This is a genomic window from Rahnella sp. CJA17(1/100), assembly GCF_963881615.1.
Classification (GTDB): Bacteria; Pseudomonadota; Gammaproteobacteria; order Enterobacterales; family Enterobacteriaceae; genus Rahnella; species Rahnella aceris.
In genome coordinates this window covers 272,352-290,254 of the sequence record NZ_CAWOJA010000044.1, presented here as the reverse complement: position 1 = coordinate 290,254, position 17,903 = coordinate 272,352, and the positions used below count along the sequence as shown (strand labels likewise).

Annotated in this window: 18 protein-coding genes; 14 read left to right on the top strand and 4 right to left on the bottom strand. The window is 49.9% G+C overall.

Annotated elements, in window-relative coordinates:
- Window positions 1–274 precede the first annotated feature (274 nt).
- On the top strand, window positions 275–2,968 hold the full coding sequence (locus AACU55_RS18255; protein ID WP_134705883.1) for an autotransporter outer membrane beta-barrel domain-containing protein: 2,694 nt from the start codon (window positions 275–277) through the stop codon (window positions 2,966–2,968).
- A 183-nt stretch (window positions 2,969–3,151) separates the two neighbouring features.
- A complete protein-coding gene (locus AACU55_RS18250) occupies window positions 3,152–3,388 on the top strand; it encodes a YobH family protein (RefSeq protein WP_013576203.1) in 237 nt (78 codons plus the stop codon).
- 63 nt (window positions 3,389–3,451) lie between these two features.
- Here AACU55_RS18250 and AACU55_RS18245 read toward each other — a convergent pair whose 3' ends face one another.
- The gene (locus tag AACU55_RS18245) at window positions 3,452–3,697 is read right to left on the bottom strand and encodes a DUF2766 family protein (protein ID WP_013576204.1); all 246 of its coding nucleotides are present in this window, start codon (window positions 3,695–3,697) and stop codon (window positions 3,452–3,454) included.
- A gap of 201 nt (window positions 3,698–3,898) precedes the next feature.
- Here AACU55_RS18245 and AACU55_RS18240 point away from each other — a divergent pair, with 201 nt between their 5' ends.
- The 3 genes from AACU55_RS18240 to AACU55_RS18230 all read left to right on the top strand — a co-directional run bounded on the left by AACU55_RS18240 (window position 3,899) and on the right by AACU55_RS18230 (window position 6,215).
- Window positions 3,899–4,090: a YebW family protein gene (locus AACU55_RS18240; protein ID WP_037037388.1), complete on the top strand. Its 192-nt coding sequence runs from the start codon at window positions 3,899–3,901 to the stop codon at window positions 4,088–4,090.
- A gap of 127 nt (window positions 4,091–4,217) precedes the next feature.
- Complete coding sequence (locus AACU55_RS18235) at window positions 4,218–5,858, top strand: ABC transporter substrate-binding protein (RefSeq protein WP_134705882.1); 1,641 nt, start codon at window positions 4,218–4,220, stop codon at window positions 5,856–5,858.
- Between the two features lie 141 nt (window positions 5,859–5,999).
- On the top strand, window positions 6,000–6,215 hold the full coding sequence (locus AACU55_RS18230; protein WP_013576207.1) for a hypothetical protein: 216 nt from the start codon (window positions 6,000–6,002) through the stop codon (window positions 6,213–6,215).
- 68 nt (window positions 6,216–6,283) lie between these two features.
- Here AACU55_RS18230 and AACU55_RS18225 read toward each other — a convergent pair whose 3' ends face one another.
- Window positions 6,284–6,571, bottom strand: a complete 288-nt coding sequence (locus AACU55_RS18225; RefSeq protein WP_013576208.1) for a hypothetical protein — start codon at window positions 6,569–6,571, stop codon at window positions 6,284–6,286.
- A 333-nt stretch (window positions 6,572–6,904) separates the two neighbouring features.
- Here AACU55_RS18225 and AACU55_RS18220 point away from each other — a divergent pair, with 333 nt between their 5' ends.
- A complete protein-coding gene (locus tag AACU55_RS18220; RefSeq protein ID WP_037037530.1) occupies window positions 6,905–7,102 on the top strand; it encodes a hypothetical protein in 198 nt (65 codons plus the stop codon).
- A 152-nt stretch (window positions 7,103–7,254) separates the two neighbouring features.
- Here the strand turns inward: AACU55_RS18220 and AACU55_RS18215 are convergent, their stop codons facing one another.
- On the bottom strand, window positions 7,255–7,746 hold the full coding sequence (locus AACU55_RS18215; protein WP_037037380.1) for an anti-virulence regulator CigR family protein: 492 nt from the start codon (window positions 7,744–7,746) through the stop codon (window positions 7,255–7,257).
- Window positions 7,747–8,086: 340 nt separating this feature from the next.
- Window positions 8,087–9,340 carry an NADP-dependent isocitrate dehydrogenase gene (icd, locus tag AACU55_RS18210; RefSeq protein ID WP_013576210.1) on the bottom strand — a complete coding sequence of 418 codons (1,254 nt, stop codon included), beginning with the start codon at window positions 9,338–9,340 and terminating at the stop codon, window positions 8,087–8,089.
- 132 nt (window positions 9,341–9,472) lie between these two features.
- On the opposite strand from icd, the gene rluE reads away from it, so the two are divergent.
- The 8 genes from rluE (at window position 9,473) to AACU55_RS18170 (ending at window position 17,896) form a co-directional block, all read left to right on the top strand.
- Entirely contained in the window at window positions 9,473–10,099 is a 627-nt protein-coding gene (gene rluE / locus AACU55_RS18205) for a 23S rRNA pseudouridine(2457) synthase RluE (protein WP_037037377.1), read from the top strand.
- The gene (locus tag AACU55_RS18200; RefSeq protein ID WP_134705881.1) at window positions 10,092–10,538 is read left to right on the top strand and encodes an NUDIX hydrolase; all 447 of its coding nucleotides are present in this window, start codon (window positions 10,092–10,094) and stop codon (window positions 10,536–10,538) included. Before rluE ends, AACU55_RS18200 begins: the two co-directional genes overlap by 8 nt.
- Window positions 10,539–10,775: 237 nt before the next feature.
- Window positions 10,776–11,885: a tRNA 2-thiouridine(34) synthase MnmA gene (mnmA, locus tag AACU55_RS18195; RefSeq protein WP_112198431.1), complete on the top strand. Its 1,110-nt coding sequence runs from the start codon at window positions 10,776–10,778 to the stop codon at window positions 11,883–11,885.
- A 190-nt stretch (window positions 11,886–12,075) separates the two neighbouring features.
- Window positions 12,076–12,702, top strand: coding sequence for a high frequency lysogenization protein HflD (hflD, locus tag AACU55_RS18190; RefSeq protein ID WP_013576214.1), 627 nt, complete (start codon window positions 12,076–12,078; stop codon window positions 12,700–12,702).
- Between the two features lie 23 nt (window positions 12,703–12,725).
- Window positions 12,726–14,096 (top strand): adenylosuccinate lyase, encoded by a 1,371-nt coding sequence (gene purB, locus AACU55_RS18185; RefSeq protein WP_134705880.1) that lies wholly within the window; start codon window positions 12,726–12,728, stop codon window positions 14,094–14,096.
- 359 nt (window positions 14,097–14,455) lie between these two features.
- Window positions 14,456–15,130: a two-component system response regulator PhoP gene (gene phoP / locus AACU55_RS18180; RefSeq protein WP_013576218.1), complete on the top strand. Its 675-nt coding sequence runs from the start codon at window positions 14,456–14,458 to the stop codon at window positions 15,128–15,130.
- Between the two features lie 26 nt (window positions 15,131–15,156).
- Window positions 15,157–16,614, top strand: coding sequence for a two-component system sensor histidine kinase PhoQ (gene phoQ, locus AACU55_RS18175; protein ID WP_013576219.1), 1,458 nt, complete (start codon window positions 15,157–15,159; stop codon window positions 16,612–16,614).
- Between the two features lie 160 nt (window positions 16,615–16,774).
- Window positions 16,775–17,896, top strand: a complete 1,122-nt coding sequence (locus AACU55_RS18170) for a ribosomal protein uL16 3-hydroxylase (protein ID WP_131638032.1) — start codon at window positions 16,775–16,777, stop codon at window positions 17,894–17,896.
- Window positions 17,897–17,903 lie beyond the last annotated feature (7 nt).

The following is a 17,903-nucleotide window of genomic DNA, read 5'->3' as shown; positions in this document are numbered from 1 at the left end:
ATATAATGACTTTATAATCATTATTCAGAAACCGTTAAAGAAATTATTTTCATTATAGTTGCCAAATAAATCCAATAATATTACTCCCGCCGTTAAAATAATTTAATTTTAGTGAGTATTCTCAGGAACTTCTTTGTTGAATTATACCACTCATTAAAATATCATCCCGCCGTCGAACAGTTCTTCTGTCTCTTCGGTTATATAAATGAAAGCATAGTGGCTGAATTAATTTCAGCTGATTCATGCTGACTATTTTTTGTTGAGGGATTAATAAATGCATGCATGGAATAAAAAGTTCTTCGTTTCTAAAATAGCGCTGGCCTGCGCTGTTGCAGTAACAGCACCTGCCGCAATATCAGCTGATATTTCTGGCACCGTATACGATACGTTCTATCATGACTCCACTCTGGCGGGTCATATCGGCTATCGTGGATATGTGGATAACGACGGCGCAGATAACGGTTACGTTGGCGGAGACATCTACTCTTCAATCAATAACGCTGTGGTTAACGGCGTTATTTCCACTCATTATCTCGGTTTTGATAGCAATAACAGCAACACGCTGAATATCACCAATACTACTGTCAACGGCATGATCACTTCTGAGTGCATGACGAGCGATTGCGGTACAACCCGTAATGAATATGATCAGTCACCTTTGCAGCTGACTATTGATAACTCCACCATTAACGATACTTACGAACACTTCGATTACGACGTTACTGATGCTAACAACGTTCGGGATCATGAAACCCTGAACACCTTTGACAAGGGCGTTGCGGTGACATTGGATCAGGAAAGTGACATCGTTATTAAAAATAACTCTCACGTCGCTGGCATTGCGCTGACGCAAGGCTACGAATGGGTTGATACTGACGTAAATAATGGCAATACTTTTGATAATACCCTGACAGTTAATGATTCCGTGCTGACTTCAGGTTCTTATACAGAATTGCAGACCAGCGGTTTCTACGGCCAGTCTGATAAGCCAAGCGATTACGGTAATATCAGTGCTGCCGGTACTCAGGCTGACGATATCGCCTTATCTGTTGTTGCCAGTGCCACCGCAGATAACGCAATGAAAACCCATGCCGTATTCAATAATTCAACCATTACCGGTGACGTCGCTTTTGTCAGCACCTTCGACGAGAACTATTACGTCGGCGGTCATGACAGCAATGCGGATGGCGTGCTGGATACCAATGGCTGGGATGATACAGATGAACTGAATCTGGCGCTGGATAATGGCAGCAAATGGGTTGGCGCAGCTATCTCAAATGTTCAGATGGATTCAGCCCTCTATAACCGCAGCACCAACAGCATCTGGCCTTACTCTGTCTTCAGCAGTACCAATGGCTATCTGGTTGGCGATGACGTTTATCAAAGCGGATTGTTTAATGTCGCGCTAAACAACGGTTCCGAGTGGGACACCACCAAATCATCCAACATTGACAATCTGACTGTTAACAACCGGTCTCAGGTGAATGTTGTTGAATCTGCCCTGCTGGCAGATCACATCTCCCTCACCAATGCATCAACCCTGAAAATTGCCGCGCACGGCGGCGTTAAAACCGATGTGTTGAACCTGAACTCAGGCAGCCAGGCATCATTGACCGAAGAAACTGCGTCTCTCTACGCCAACACCATCATTGTGGGCAGCGGTTCTGAGCTGAACTTAGGTTTAGGTCAGGTTGATACACATAACATGGTTCTGACCGATAACGGTACTTTCGATATCGGTAGCCGTGAATATGTTCTCAACTCTGATTTGAACAACGCACGCGACAAAACTGCCGCTGACTATGTTTATGATCAGGGCACTATCGGCATTAACTCCGACGGTCATCTGGCCGTTAATGGCGTGACCAACGGTAATTATCAGGTACGCATCGATAACGCGACAGGTGAAGGCCAGGTTGCTGATTATCAAAATAAAGAGCTGATCCGCATCTACGGCGGCAATGCGACCTTTAACCATGCTAACACCGCTGATCTGGGTGCTTATAAATATCAGGCTGAGCAGTACGGCGATACTGTGGTGCTGGCAAAACAAGGCATTACCTCTACTGCAAATGCGGCCCTGAGCCTGCCTTCTTCCAATGCGGCAACATGGCATATGGAACAAGACACCTTAGAAAACCGCATGAACAGTTCGCGTCACACTCAGGGCAATGATAAAGGCGGTGTGTGGGTTAACTACTTCGGCGGTCAGCAAAACGGTGACAACGGCGTGATTGATTACGATCAGGACGTTAATGGCATCATGGTGGGTTTGGATAAAGTGACCGAAGGTGGCGGTGAACGCCAGTGGCTGGTCGGTATGGCGGCAAGTTTCGCAAAATCCAGCCTGTCTATGGATGATGCCGATGCGGATACTGACAGCCAGTCAGCACGCGTTTACTCAAGCCTGGACTTCAATAATGGCGCATTCTTCGATACTTCTCTGAGCTACAGCCACTTCAGCAACTCAACAGAAAGCACCATGAGCAACGGTCAGCAAGTATCAGGTGATAACTCGACTGATGCATGGGGCTTTGGTCTGAAACTGGGTTATGACTGGAAATTCGCTCCTCAGGCTTATTTGACACCATACGCAAGCATTACTGGCGTGTTTATCGGCGATGACGATTACAGCATGAGCAACAACATGCATGTCAGCGATCAGGCTTATGACAGCATGCGTTATGAGCTGGGTGGTAATCTGGGTTATACCTTCGACCTGGGTGCAGATCAGGCAATTAGCCCGTACGGCACACTGGCGTATGTGTATGAAGATGCTAACAACGATGCAAACATCAATGGCGACCGTATCGACAACGGCGTTGATGGTTCTGCTGTCCGCGTTGGTTTAGGCGGTCAGTTCGACATGAGCAAAAACTTCACCGTTTACGCAGGGGCTAACTACCTTGGCGGCAGCGATGTTGACCAGCCTTGGGCAGCAAACCTGGGTATGAAATACCGCTGGTAACTTGCCGGTCTGAATAACACTCTTCAGTAATTTTTTGGCCCCTTTTCAGGGGCCAATTTTTTTGGCATCTTCACGACTTTGCTGATTAGGATTCTGCTGCAGTGACATTTTCTGAAAAATAACTTCTACTATACTTATCAATATCCTGAATCGTTCAGGACGAGATGTTTAGGGAGTTACAGAATGGGAATAATTAAAACCGTTATCCTGCTGGCCGTCATTTACGCGATTTTTCTTTTTTCGGGTTATGGCGTGACGGTAGGCAGCAGTGAGAATGCCGCAGGACTGGGACTGAAATGCCAGTACTTAACCGCCAGAGGAATTGTAAGTTCGCAATATATTCACTCTGACAGTGGCGTCATCGGTGTTGCAAACTGCCCGATTTTCAAGCGGGTGGATGAAGTGGTCGACAATAAATAAAACAAATATTTTACCGCACTACATTATTGTCATGCCCGCGGATGCAGGCATGACAATTATTTATCAGCTGTCGTGCCTGGTAAATTTCAGCTCGATCAGTGAGATTGCTTTCTCGATAGCGCGCTTCGTCACAGGATCTGCACCGGCAGGATGCTTGCTGAAATCAATGCTTTTCAACTGATGAGACATCTTCTCGCGCACTTCTGCTGGCGCAATAATTTCAATCACATCCAGAATTTGTTTAATTACCAGCTGGCATGCAACCAGATCGGATTCGATTTCCTGTTCTCTGTTCAAAGACTCAGACATGAGCTGCTCCTTCCATAATGGTCATTCATAAAAATTATGGCCGCGAGGATATCACGCCCTTTCCTGAAATTCTCTTTTCTGCCACTTCACATTTTTTCGTCCGATAAAGACGGACAAATAAGCAGCAAACGCACCGCGTCGGATGTTGCCAGGGGCATAATAGTTCTATGCTTAACAGGATGACAAAAATGGAGATGCGCTATGTTCGCACTTGTTTTGACTATTTGTTATCTGGGCGGAGGATGTGAAGACTTAGTCGTTGATGCCTTTAATACTCAGAAACAATGCATGGTCGCGATGCATCAGCAAGGTTTACGCCAGGCTGGCTGTTACCCAATCGAAGATTTTATCGACGGCTACTGGATCCCTGCACATGAGAACGTTGACTACTGAACATTTGTGTCAGCATTCACACAGCGCGACAAAAAATGCCATAACGATTGCTAAAGTGTTCGAAGAACGGTATGAATACCCTGTTACTCATTGATATTTAACCATATTAACAGGACAGGAAATGGCAATGACGATACGTAAAACTTATGGGTGCTTCAAAAAAATTCCTCTCGCACTCCTTTTCTCCGGCTCTTTCATGGCTTCTTTTGCTACCTACGCTGCGACCGTTCCCGCAGGTGTTGAACTGGCAGCCAAACAGGAAATTGTCCGCAACAACGGTAGCGAACCCGCGTCACTTGATCCGCACAAAGTGGAGAGCGACGTTGAATTCAATATCCTCAGCGATCTTTTTGCCGGACTGGTTACTATAGATAACAAAGGCAATGCGCAACCTTCTCTGGCGGAGAACTGGGAAACTAAAGATAACAAAACCTGGGTTTTCCATCTGCGCCCTGGAATCGTCTGGTCTGATGGTTCGCCCATCACCGCGCAGGATGTCGTTTTCAGCTGGCAACGCCTTATAGACCCGAAAACGGCTTCACCTTATGAAACCTATCTTAGCAGTATGCATGTACTGAACGCCGGCGACATCATCAACGGCAAGAAGCCTGCTGACCAACTGGGTATCAAAGCGCTGGATAAGCAGACGCTGGAAATTACCCTGGATCAACCGCTTTCCTATTTCCTTGGTATGCTGGCACACCCTTCTCTCTCCCCGATCAGTCAGGCAGAGGTAGAGAAATACGGCGATAAGTGGACTCAGCCAGGCAATCTGATCAGCAGCGGTCCGTTTAAGCTTGATACATGGACGGTTAACGAACGCATCACGGCTGTCCGCAACCCGAACTACTGGGATAACGCACATACTGTCATCAACAAAGTCACTTATTTACCGATCGCTTCGGGGACTGCGGACGTTAACCGCTATAAAGCCGGTGAAATCGACATTACTTATACCGTCCCTTCCCCGCTGTTTGCATCGCTGAAAAAAGAGCTGGGTTCGCAAGTTCATGTCAGCCCTTATCTGGCCGTTTATTACTATGCAATGAACACGCAGAAGCCGCCGTTTAACGATGTTCGCGTGCGTAAAGCGCTGAATCTGGCGATTGATAAGTCAATCATTGCCGATAAAGTCATGGGTCAGGGACAAACGCCAGCCTGGCATCTTTCTCCTGATAACACCGGCGGTTTTACTTTCGCCAAACCTAAAGAGGCCAGCCTGACACAGGAACAGCGTAACGAAGAAGCTAAAAAGTTGCTGACAGAAGCAGGTTTCGGTCCGAACCATCCGCTGAAATTCAACCTGCTGTATAACACTTCTGAAGCGCATCAGCGCATTGCGATTGCCGCCGCATCAATGTGGAAAAAGAATCTGGGCGTCGATGCTGTTTTACAGAATCAGGAATGGAAAACCATGCTGGACACCATGCATCAGGGCACATATGAAGTGGTGCGTTATGCGTGGATTGCAGACTATAACGAGCCGTCCACTTTTCTGAATACCCTGCGCACGGGTAACAGCGAGAACACGCCAAAATTCAGCAATGCCGCCTACGATAAGGCACTGGATGATGCGTTAAAAGCCACGGACAAAGCGGATGTGGGCAAAGCCTATCAGCAGGCGGAACAGGTGTTAACCGAGCAGTCGCCGGTCATTCCTTTGTATCACTACGTCAGCGCCCGTCTGGTCAAACCCTATGTGGGTGGTTTCAACGACAGCCTGCTCAATTACATTTATACCAAAGACTTGTATGTAATTAAGCATTAAGCTGTCTTCCTCTCCTTGCGGCGATTGACTGCCTGAGGAGAGGCTTTTCAAATGCTACGCACCGCCCTTCTTCCTCTAACCCACTTGCCACGCGCCGCCCAGATGATAGATTGTACGTAAATCACACAAACGGGAGCCGTTATGAAATTCTCGGAAAGTGAGATCCAACCGCTCTGGGATGAAGTCGCGCGTATTATCGGTGATGGTGTCATTAAGATGCGCCACAGAGGAGAACCTCTGAGTGCCGATGCGCTGATTAATTATCTCGACGAGCAACTGGCCTGCGCGACGGGGGTCCAGCGCCGTATTATGCTGGGTGCAGCAATTAATATGCTTAAAGCCGACCGGCGTTGCTGATTGTGCGACACAGCAAAACCTCGCAGCCTTTTCAGGCAACGAGTTACTTATCAATGATCCGTCAGTCGCTACTTAGATTGTGCCGCACGTCCCTGCGCAAATAAGAAAATGCGCTGGGTGATGTCATCAGCGCCCAGAATATTCCCTTTCTGCTCCAGATTAGCTCTGGCATATGCCACATCATGAGCCTGATCGACCATGCTGATCACCCGGTCACGGGTTGGTTTATCCAGTATTCCCAGTAATGTTGTTAAAATCGCCTGATAAGCATTTGAAGCATAAGTCAGTTGTCTTTCACGTTGTTCCAGCGCGTCAATGCGAACCATCAGGGCCTGCAATTGCTCTTGATGCGTCATAGCAGCATCCTTCTTCACGGGTGGAAAATAACCGGAGACAGCGGAGAAAGCAGACCTCCGCCGGTTACTGAATATAAGTTTAGCAGACTTAAAAAAAGTGAAGTCCCTCGCCTTCTATATATAAAGTAAACCTTTGTTCAATGAGCCGTTAACTGCCTCGGCAGATGTAACCGGGATAAGCCACTCATGGCCGTCGGCAAGCAGATTCTCTTATCTGAGAAGTAACAGCAGCAGTACCTGCTTACAGATAGCAAAATGACAAACCGGGGCTGTTATGACATTTTCTGCCACAGCACTATGTGTTCATTTGGGAGAATTCAGTTGAAAAAAACGATGTTGGGTGCAGCCATTTTCAGCATGATGTTAGTGAGTTCATTTGCTCAGGCAGAAGGATGTCTCAAAGGGGCAGTGGCGGGGGGTGTAGTCGGTCATCTGAAACATCACGCTGTTCTCGGCGCGGTGGCAGGATGCGCTATTGGGCATCATCTCGCAGCACAAGCTAAAAAACAGCAGGTCGCGGCCGCTAAATAAACAGCATCAGGGCCGCAGAATCCCCTGATGAAATAAGTTTCTGGTTATTCCTGAGCAACGACCTTTTTCGGGATACCATTAATCGTCATCTTCATATTAGTTCAAATAAAAAGCCTCGCTAATGCGAGGCTTAAAAGAATGCTATGTCATTTTTAATCAAATACGCCATTGATAATCGTAGTGACAATTGCAGTACTCAGGGCAATGAGAACTAAATCATCCCCCACAGCTCGCCATTCATAACCAGGATAATACGGCAACTCGTTCAGCATTGAGGCCGGAACCGCTTTCCTGGCAATGCCCGGAGGCAATGGTTTGCCACGCATTAAATTTTTTGCGATTCCTGGTGGTAGAGCCTGATATCCGGTTAATCCATAGTTAACTGCGAGTGAACGGGCACGTGAGAAGCTTATATCTGACGAGACATGGTCTGGCTTACCATAATTTTTGCGATTCCCGGAGTGCTCAGATGATTTACCATTTCCCTGACCTTTATTGGCGTGGCCGTTGCCATTGCTATTACCGTTGCTATTGCCGTTACCATTACTATTCCCATTCCCGGGATTAGCAAAAACGGGAGCTGACAGCACTGTCAGAGAAATAACCGCCGCCAGAGCAATCTGGAGTGTGCGACGCTTAAACATGATGGTTGTTCCTTGAGGTAAATTACACTTTTTAAATCTATGTGAGAAAACGCCCTTTCACAATATCATGCATTCCTATTTTATATTTTTAAGACGATGTAAAGCTTAATAACGCTGTTCTCATTATTTATCAGGATCATCGCCCAAATTATTAATCAAATAGCTCTCATGTTTTCACGGACAAAGACTGCAGGAAAGGTTTGTGGTTCTGATTATTTAAATCAGGTGTTTTCAGTCTGGGTTTGCAGAAGATTTTACAGGGGTTTGCAGAAGAATTTTTGGAGGGATGAAAAACAAAGGGGGCGCGATGCCCCCGATGTCGACTTCAACAATTTCGCAATTACATATTTGCGATCATGTCGTCGGCAAACTCGCTACATTTGCGCAGCTTAGCGCCTTCCATCAGACGTTCGAAATCGTAAGTCACAGTTTTGGCAGCGATTGCGCCTTCCATGCCTTTGACGATCAGGTCTGCGGCTTCGAACCATTCCATATGACGCAGCATCATTTCTGCGGACAGAATGATTGAACCCGGGTTCACTTTGTCCTGACCGGCATATTTCGGTGCAGTACCGTGAGTGGCTTCGAACAGTGCACAATCAGAACCGATGTTTGCGCCCGGTGCGATACCAATGCCGCCAACCTGCGCCGCCAGAGCGTCAGAAATGTAGTCACCGTTGAGGTTCATACAGGCGATAACGTCATATTCAGCAGGACGCAGCAGGATTTGTTGCAGGAATGCATCCGCAATCACGTCTTTAATAATGATGTCTTTGCCGTTGTTCGGGTTCTTGATTTTCACCCACGGGCCGCCGTCGATCAGCTCACCGCCGAACTCTTCGCGCGCCAGCTGGTAGCCCCAATCCTTGAAGGCACCTTCGGTGAACTTCATGATGTTGCCTTTATGAACCAGCGTCAGTGAATCACGGTCATTGGTGATGGTGTATTCAATCGCCGCACGAACCAGACGTTTGGTGCCTTCTTCGGAGCAAGGTTTGATACCAATACCGCATTCTTGTGGGAAACGGATTTTCTTCACGCCCATTTCTTCTTGCAGGAACTTGATCACTTTATCAGCTTCAGCAGAACCGGCTTTCCACTCGATACCTGCGTAGATATCTTCAGAGTTCTCGCGGAAGATCACCATGTCGGTATCTTCAGGACGCTTCACCGGGCTTGGTGTGCCGGTGTAATAGCGTACCGGACGCAGACAGATGTACAGGTCGAGTTGCTGGCGAAGTGCCACGTTCAGGGAGCGAATGCCGCCGCCAACTGGAGTTGTCAGTGGGCCTTTGATAGCAACACGGTAATCACGGATCAGATCGAGGGTTTCTTCTGGCAACCAGACATCTTTGCCGTACAGTTCTACGGATTTTTCGCCGGTGTAGATTTCCATCCAGGAGATTTTACGCTCACCTTTGTAGGCTTTCTGAACAGCCGCATCAACGACTTTGATCATGGCAGGCGTCACATCAACACCGATGCCATCACCTTCGATAAATGGGATAACAGGATTATTAGGAATGACCAGTTTACCCTGAGCGTCTACTGTAATCTTTTTACCTTCAGCCGGAACAACTACTTTGCTTTCCATTAACCTCTCCTTCGAGCGCATTTTTGTTAAAAATTTGTAAGATGCCGGTCGATATTACTCGAATATTTCTCGCTAGCCAATCCGAAACATTTTTCAAGTATAATGCGCTAATTCTCTCTAACTTCAATGCCTATGAACCCGCTATCTTTTAAAAATCACAACGTTAAACGTTTCAGCAAAAGGCCGTCTAAAGCACAATCTGCCCCAAAAGGGCCAGTAAAGGTGATTCTTTTCAATAAACCGTTTGATGTGCTGCCACAATTCACTGATGAGGCGGGTCGTGCGACACTTAAAGATTACATTCCATTAACAGATATTTATGCCGCTGGCCGTCTGGATCGGGACAGCGAAGGTTTACTGGTGTTGACCAACGATGGCAAACTGCAGGCTGCGCTGACCCAACCCGGCAAGCGCACCGGTAAGATTTACTATGTCCAGGTCGAGGGCGAACCGGATGACGCCGCAGTGAAATCATTGCGTGAAGGCATCACGTTGAAAGACGGCCCGACGCTGCCCGCAGGTGCAGAGATTGTGCCAGAGCCGGAATGGCTGTGGGCGCGCAATCCGCCGATCCGCGAACGGAAATCTATCCCGACAGCGTGGTTAAAAATCACGTTATACGAGGGAAGAAACCGTCAGGTGCGCCGCATGACGGCTCATGTCGGTTTCCCGACATTGCGTCTGATCCGTTACAGCATGGGCGAGTTTACTCTCGGCGATTTACAACCCGGCCAATGGAAGGAAATCCCACATGTTTAAACCGCACGTCACTGTCGCCTGCGTGGTGCAGGCACAGGGAAAGTTTCTGGTTGTTGAAGAAACCATTCACGGCAAAGTCACCTGGAATCAACCTGCCGGACATCTTGAAGCCAATGAGACCTTAGTCAGCGCCGCAAAACGCGAGCTGTATGAGGAAACCGGCATCCACGCCGAGCCGCAGTTTTTCCTGGGTTTACATCAGTGGCAGGCGCCGGACGATACGCCGTTCCTGCGTTTCGCTTTCGTGATTGATTTGCCTGAAATGCTGGAAACTGCGCCGCAGGACGATGATATCGACCAGTGCCGTTGGGTCAGCGCCGAAGAAATTATCGGCTCTGCGCAATTGCGCTCGCCGCTGGTGGCCGAAAGCATCCGCTGCTATCAGCAATCGCCGCGTTACCCTCTGGAAATCCTGCACAATTTCAATCTGCCGGAATAACGGCCCTTCTCCGGTTGTTGCCACGCAGTTAATCAGCGATGCAGCAACCGGCCCGACGTGATAAAATTTTGCGCTTCACGATTTACCTCGTGTAAAGCAGTACCTCTCTGTTCGGGTTTCTGTGGTGTTCGGGTTTTCTGTGAACTATGAGTTGCGCGCGGCCTTCATCCTCGTGGGACAAGCTTCAGAAAAACACCGTCAGTACCGGGCAATTAATTCATGTGTTTCGGGACTATTATGTCTGACAACAGCCAGAAAAAAGTGATCGTCGGGATGTCCGGCGGTGTCGATTCCTCTGTCTCTGCGTACCTTTTGCAACAGCAGGGTTACCAGGTCGAGGGCCTCTTCATGAAAAATTGGGAAGAGGATGACGACGAAGAATATTGCACAGCAGCCACCGACCTTGCGGATGCGCAAGCCGTGTGTGACAAGCTGGGTATCGAACTGCACACCGTGAATTTCGCTGCGGAATATTGGGACAACGTGTTCGAATTATTCCTTGAGGAATACAAAGCCGGACGCACGCCAAACCCGGATATCCTGTGCAACAAAGAGATCAAATTCAAAGCCTTCCTGGAATTTGCGGCTGAAGACCTGGGCGCAGATTATATCGCGACCGGCCACTACGTGCGCCGCCAGGATATCAATGGCGTCAGCCATTTGCTGCGGGGCGTTGATGGCAATAAAGACCAGAGCTATTTCCTCTACACGCTCGGTCACGAACAGGTCGCACAAAGCCTGTTCCCGGTCGGTGAGCTGGAAAAACCGGAAGTTCGCCGCATCGCCGAAGAACTGGATTTGATCACCGCGAAGAAAAAAGACTCTACCGGCATCTGCTTTATTGGTGAGCGTAAATTCCGTGATTTCCTGGGCCGCTATTTACCGGCGCAACCGGGCGTGATCAAAAGCGTTGACGGTCAGGTGATGGGACAACATCAGGGTCTGATGTATCACACACTCGGTCAGCGTAAAGGTCTGGGCATCGGCGGGCAGAAAGACGGCAGCGAAGAACCGTGGTACACCGTCGAGAAGGATGTGGAAAACAACATTCTTTACGTCGCACAGGGCCACGAGCATCCGCGCCTGATGAATGTCGGTCTGATTGCCCAACAGTTGCACTGGGTGGATCGCAAAACGCTGACCGGCCCGCTCACCTGCACCGTGAAAACCCGTTACCGCCAGGAAGATATCCCGTGCGTAGTGACACCGCTCGGTGACGACCGCATCGAGGTGCGTTTCGATGCACCCGTTGCCGCCGTCACGCCGGGTCAGTCAGCGGTGTTTTATCTCGGGGAAGTGTGCCTCGGCGGGGGCGTAATTGAACAGCGTCTGCCGCTTCAGGCCTGATATCGAGTCAATATGTGATTGAATAAGGGACGCTTTCGGGCGTCCCGCTTTATTTCTGCCCGACTGTGACGCCCTGCACTGATTCCGAACTGTGTTTAGGGGCAGTTTTATGGCATGATCTGTCGCCATGAATTTGGGCTATTTCATTGTCACTGCGTCTCATCGTTTCAAAACGCTTACAGGAGTAAACGTGGCTAAAAATTATTACGACATTACGCTGGCTTTGGCGGGGATCTGTCAGGCAGCACGCCTGGTTCAGCAACTGGCACATGAAGGCCAATGCTCACAGCAAGAAATGTCAGTGTCACTGCGCAGCCTGCTGGAGATGAATCCGGCCTCGACGCTGGCAGTTTACGGTAATAATGAAGCCAATTTGAAGATGGGGCTTGAGACGCTGCTGGGCGTGCTGAACGCTAACCGCCAGGGGCCGGGCGCTGAGTTAACGCGTTATGCGTTAAGCCTGATGGTGCTGGAGCGCAAGCTGTACGCCAACAAAGCCGCCATGAATCAGCTCGGTGAACGTATCGACCAGCTCGACCGTCAACTCGCGCATTTCGAACTGGAATCTGAAACGATGATCAGCTCTCTGGCCTCGATTTATGTCGACGTAGTCAGCCCGGCCGGTCCGCGTATTCAGGTGACCGGTTCACCGGCAATTTTGCAAAATTCGCAAGTGCAGGCAAAGGTCCGCGCCATTTTACTGGCCGGGATCCGCTCCGCGGTGCTGTGGCACCAGGTCGGCGGTGGCCGCCTGCAACTAATGTTTTCCCGTAATCGCTTGTTTGAACAGGCGAAGAATATTCTCGCTCATTGTTAATAAGATCCCAGGAGTTGCTACCGATGGAATTATCCTCACTGACCGCCGTTTCCCCCGTTGATGGACGCTACGGTGATAAAGTCAGCGCGCTGCGTACTATTTTCAGCGAATTTGGCCTGCTGAAATTCCGTGTGCAGGTTGAAGTACGTTGGCTGCAAAAACTGGCAGCCTGTGCAGAAATCAAGGAAGTTCCTGCTTTTGATGCCGACGCAAACGCTTTCCTCGACCAGATTGTGGCAAATTTTGATGTTAATGACGCACAGCGCATTAAAGATATCGAAAAAACCACCAATCATGATGTCAAAGCCGTTGAGTATTTCCTGAAAGAAAAAGTGGCTACGCTCCCTGCCCTGCATGCGGTGTCTGAATTCATTCACTTCGCCTGTACTTCTGAAGACATCAATAACCTGTCTCACGCACTGATGCTGCAAACTGCACGTCAGGATGTGATGCTGCCGTACTGGAAACAGATTATTGATGCCGTGAAAGACCTGGCACACAAATACCGCGACATTCCGCTGCTGTCCCGTACCCACGGCCAGCCTGCTACGCCATCCACCATCGGTAAAGAACTGGCTAACGTCGCTTACCGTATGGATCGTCAGTTTAAGCAACTGCAAAACGTCGAAATCCTGGGTAAAATCAACGGTGCAGTCGGCAACTACAATGCTCACATCGTGGCGTATCCGGAAGTGAACTGGCACCAGTTCAGTGAAGAGTTCGTTACCTCTCTGGGCATTACCTGGAATCCGTACACTACCCAGATCGAGCCACATGACTACATCGCCGAACTGTTTGACTGCGTGGCGCGTTTCAATACCATCCTGATCGACTTCGACCGCGACATCTGGGGTTACATTGCCCTGAACCACTTCAAGCAGCGCACTATTGCAGGCGAAATCGGTTCTTCTACCATGCCGCACAAAGTGAACCCGATCGACTTCGAAAACTCCGAAGGCAACCTCGGTCTGTCAAATGCGGTATTGCAGCATCTGGCCAGCAAATTGCCGGTTTCCCGCTGGCAGCGCGACCTGACGGATTCTACTGTACTGCGCAACCTCGGCGTGGGTCTGGGCTATGCGCTGATCGCGTATCAGGCAACCATGAAAGGCGTCAGCAAGCTGGAAGTGAACGAAGCGAATCTGGCGAACGAACTGGATCACAACTGGGAAGTACTGGCTGAACCTATCCAGACCGTGATGCGTCGTTACGGCATTGAAAAGCCTTACGAGAAGCTGAAAGAGCTGACACGCGGCAAGCGCGTTGATGCCGCCGGCATGCAGGCATTTATCGATTCGCTTGAATTACCCGAAGACGAGAAAGTGCGTCTGAAAGCCATGACACCGGGCAACTACATCGGCCGCGCCACCACCATGGTTGACGAACTGAAGTAAGTTTTTGCTCTGCACGTCAAAAGGCGACCTTCGGGTTAATGCCGGTCACTTAAGCATTTTTATGAATACAAATTCATTTTTGTGCTTCAAAGGATAATGAAGGAATCAGGCTTATAGCGCTATTTTTCTTCATCGAAGGCCCAAATTCACGGGCCTCATTTCCTTAAGTGACCGGCATTAACCTTCGGGTCGCCTTTTTTATGCCGCGCCTGGCGGAAGCCGCTTATAATTCGTTTAGGTTCTGTTGATGTTCGGCACACCTGCGTTGACCTGAGGTTGATTAAAATGTTTCTGAATCATTTACAATCGCACTCAGAATGTTTGATCCATTTTTCGCGCTGTCAGGATAAGGAATCACCATGCGAATTTTAGTCATTGAAGATAACGCACTGTTACGTCATCACCTCTCAGTACAGCTGCGGGAAATGGGCCATCAGGTCGATGCGGCAGAAGACGCCAAAGAAGCAGACTATTTTCTGCATGAGCATGCGCCTGATATCGCCATTGTTGACCTCGGCTTGCCTGGTGAAGATGGCCTGAGCCTGATCCGCCGCTGGCGAAGTCATCAGAACAATCTGCCGATTCTGGTGCTGACCGCCCGCGAAAGCTGGCAGGATAAAGTCGCTGTGCTGGAAGCCGGTGCGGATGATTACGTCACTAAGCCATTCCATCTGGAAGAAGTGCTGGCGCGCATGCAGGCGCTGATGCGCCGTAACAGCGGTCTCGCTTCACAGGTGATCACGCTGCAACCTTTCCAGATTGATCTGTCACGTCGTGAACTGACCGTCAATGAGCAGCCGATTAAACTGACCGCTTTCGAATACACGATTATAGAGACACTGATCCGCAATGCGGGAAAGGTGGTCAGCAAGGACTCTCTGATGCTTCAGCTCTATCCGGATGCCGAGCTGCGTGAAAGTCACACCGTCGATGTTCTGATGGGCCGTCTGCGCAAAAAATTGCAGGCAGAACACCCGGTTGATGTGATAACGACCGTACGTGGTCAGGGTTACCGTTTCGACATCAGGCCATAATCATCGTCATTTTCAAAGGACGCTTCATGAAAGGACGTCGTACCCGGAACCCCTTCTCCCTTCGCGTCCGCTTTATGATGGCGACCGCTGCGGTGGTACTTACCCTGTCGCTGGCCTACGGGCTGGTGGCCGTGGTGGGTTACATGGTGAGTTTCGACAAAACCGCCTACCGGCTCCTGCGCGGCGAAAGTAACCTCTTCTTCAGCCTTGCACAATGGCGCGACGGCAAACTGACTATCAACGTTCCGCCTGATCTCGACCTCAACACGCCGACGCTGGTGTTCATTTACGACGCAGACGGAAAACTGTTATGGGCCGAGCGCCGCATCCCTGAGCTCGAAGCGCATATCGATAAAGCGTGGATGAATAAACCCGGCTTCTATGAGCTGGATACCGACACGCAAATCAGCAGTGAAGTCCTGGGTAACAACCCGCAAGCGCAGGATAAGTTGAAGGATTACGACGATACCGACGCCAACGCGATGACCCACTCCATTGCGGTCAATACCTATAATGCAACCTCGCGCCTGCCGGCGCTGAACATTGTGGTGGTCGATACCATTCCGCAGGAATTACAGCGTTCTGATCTTGTCTGGGAATGGTTCAGCTATGTCTTACTGGCGAACCTGCTGCTGGTGGTGCCTTTGTTATGGCTGGCAGCTTACTGGAGCCTGAGGCCAATCAAAGAACTGATCCATCAGGTCGCCGAACTGGAAACCCACGAGCGGGAATCACTGGATGAAAACCCGCCACGTGAACTGCGCGGTCTGGTGCGTAACCTGAATATTTTGCTGCACGGGGAGCGTGGCCGTTATGATCGTTACCGCACCACGCTGGCTGACCTGACGCACAGCCTGAAAACGCCGCTGGCTGTCTTGCAGTCCACCCTGCGTGCACTGCGCAATGGTAAACAGATGACCATTGAAGATGCCGAGCCGGTGATGCTTGAGCAAATCAGCCGCATCTCACAGCAGATTGGCTATTACCTGCATCGCGCGACATTGCGCTCCGAACAAAACCTACTGATCCGTGAAGTTCACTCCGTCCCGGCGATCCTCGACGGATTATGTTCGGCGTTGAATAAGGTTTATCAGCGTAAAGGCGTGGTGATCACGGTGGATATTTCACCGGAAATCACCTTTGTGGGCGAAAAAAATGACTTCATGGAAGTGATGGGTAACGTGATAGACAACGCCTGCAAATACTGTCTGGAGTTTGTCGAAATCAGTGCCGTCCATACCGAGAATCAGTTGGTGATCCTGATTGAAGACGATGGCCCGGGTATTCCGGTAAGTAAGCGCGAGGTGATTTTCCAGCGCGGGCAGCGGGCAGATACCTTGCGTCCGGGACAAGGGCTGGGGTTATCGCTCGCCAACGACATCATTGAACAGTACGACGGCAAAATTATCATTGGTGACAGCCCGCTTGGCGGCGCCAGCATGCGCGTCTGTTTTGGCCTGCAACAAGGCATTGAACTGGAATAACGTTCTCCCCCGATTATTTTGCCAGCAAATTTCGGCGCAATCTTAAGCATAGTGCAAAATTTGCTGGCAATTGCCCAACTCAGCCGCAACACCTTCCGTTATAATCATTTACAGACTCTTCTCTTCCTTATCACCCTCCATTTAATGCAAGGGAAATACTATGGATTACCAACTCGACCTAGACTGGAATGATTTCCTGCAGCGTTACTGGCAAAAGCGTCCTGTGGTGTTAAAACGCGGCTTTAAAAATTTCGTCGATCCGATTTCTCCGGACGAACTGGCTGGTCTGGCGATGGAAAATGAGGTGGACAGCCGTCTGGTGAGCAATCAGGACGGCAAGTGGAATGTCAGCCACGGGCCGTTTGAAAGTTACGATCATCTGGGTGAAACGGGCTGGTCGGTTCTGGTGCAGGCAGTCGATCACTGGCATGAACCCTCTTCCCATCTGATGACGCCATTCCGCCACATTCCTGACTGGCGCATGGACGATTTGATGATTTCCTTCTCGGTGCCCGGCGGTGGTGTTGGCCCGCATCTGGATCAGTACGACGTATTTATTATTCAGGGCACTGGCCGCCGCCGCTGGCGTGTGGGCGAGAAAGTCGCCATGAAACAACATTGCCCGCATCCTGATTTGCTGCAGGTCGAGCCGTTCGAGGCGATTATTGATGAAGAACTGGAGCCGGGCGATATCGTCTACATTCCGCCGGGCTTCCCGCACGACGGCTATTCGCTGGAAAACTCCCTCAACTATTCCGTCGGTTTCCGTGCGCCAAACGCCCGTGAGATGGTCAGTGGTTTTGCAGATTTCGTGCTTTCCCGCGAGCTGGGCAGCCACCGTTACAGCGATCCGGAACTGGTGGAACGTGAACATCCGGCCGAAGTGCAACCGGCTGAGCTGGATAAACTGCGCGGCATGATGCTGGATCTGATTGGTAATCCGGCGCATTTCAACAGCTGGTTTGGCGAGTTTATTTCCCAGTCGCGTCATGAGCTGGATCTGGCACCGCCGGAACCGCCTTATCAGCCGGGTGAGATTTATGAACTGCTGGAGTCGGGTGAAACGCTGGAACGTCTGGGCGGTCTTCGCGTGCTGCGCGTGGGTGATACCTGTTACGTCAACGGCGAAGCCATGACCACGGAACATATCGGCGCAGTAGATGCAATTGCCCGCCATAAAACCGTAACCAAAGACATGCTTGGCGATGCGCTGGACGATCCCTCATTCCTTGCACTGCTGTCTTCGCTGGTTAACAGTGGTTACTGGTACTTTAACGACTGACCGGTGT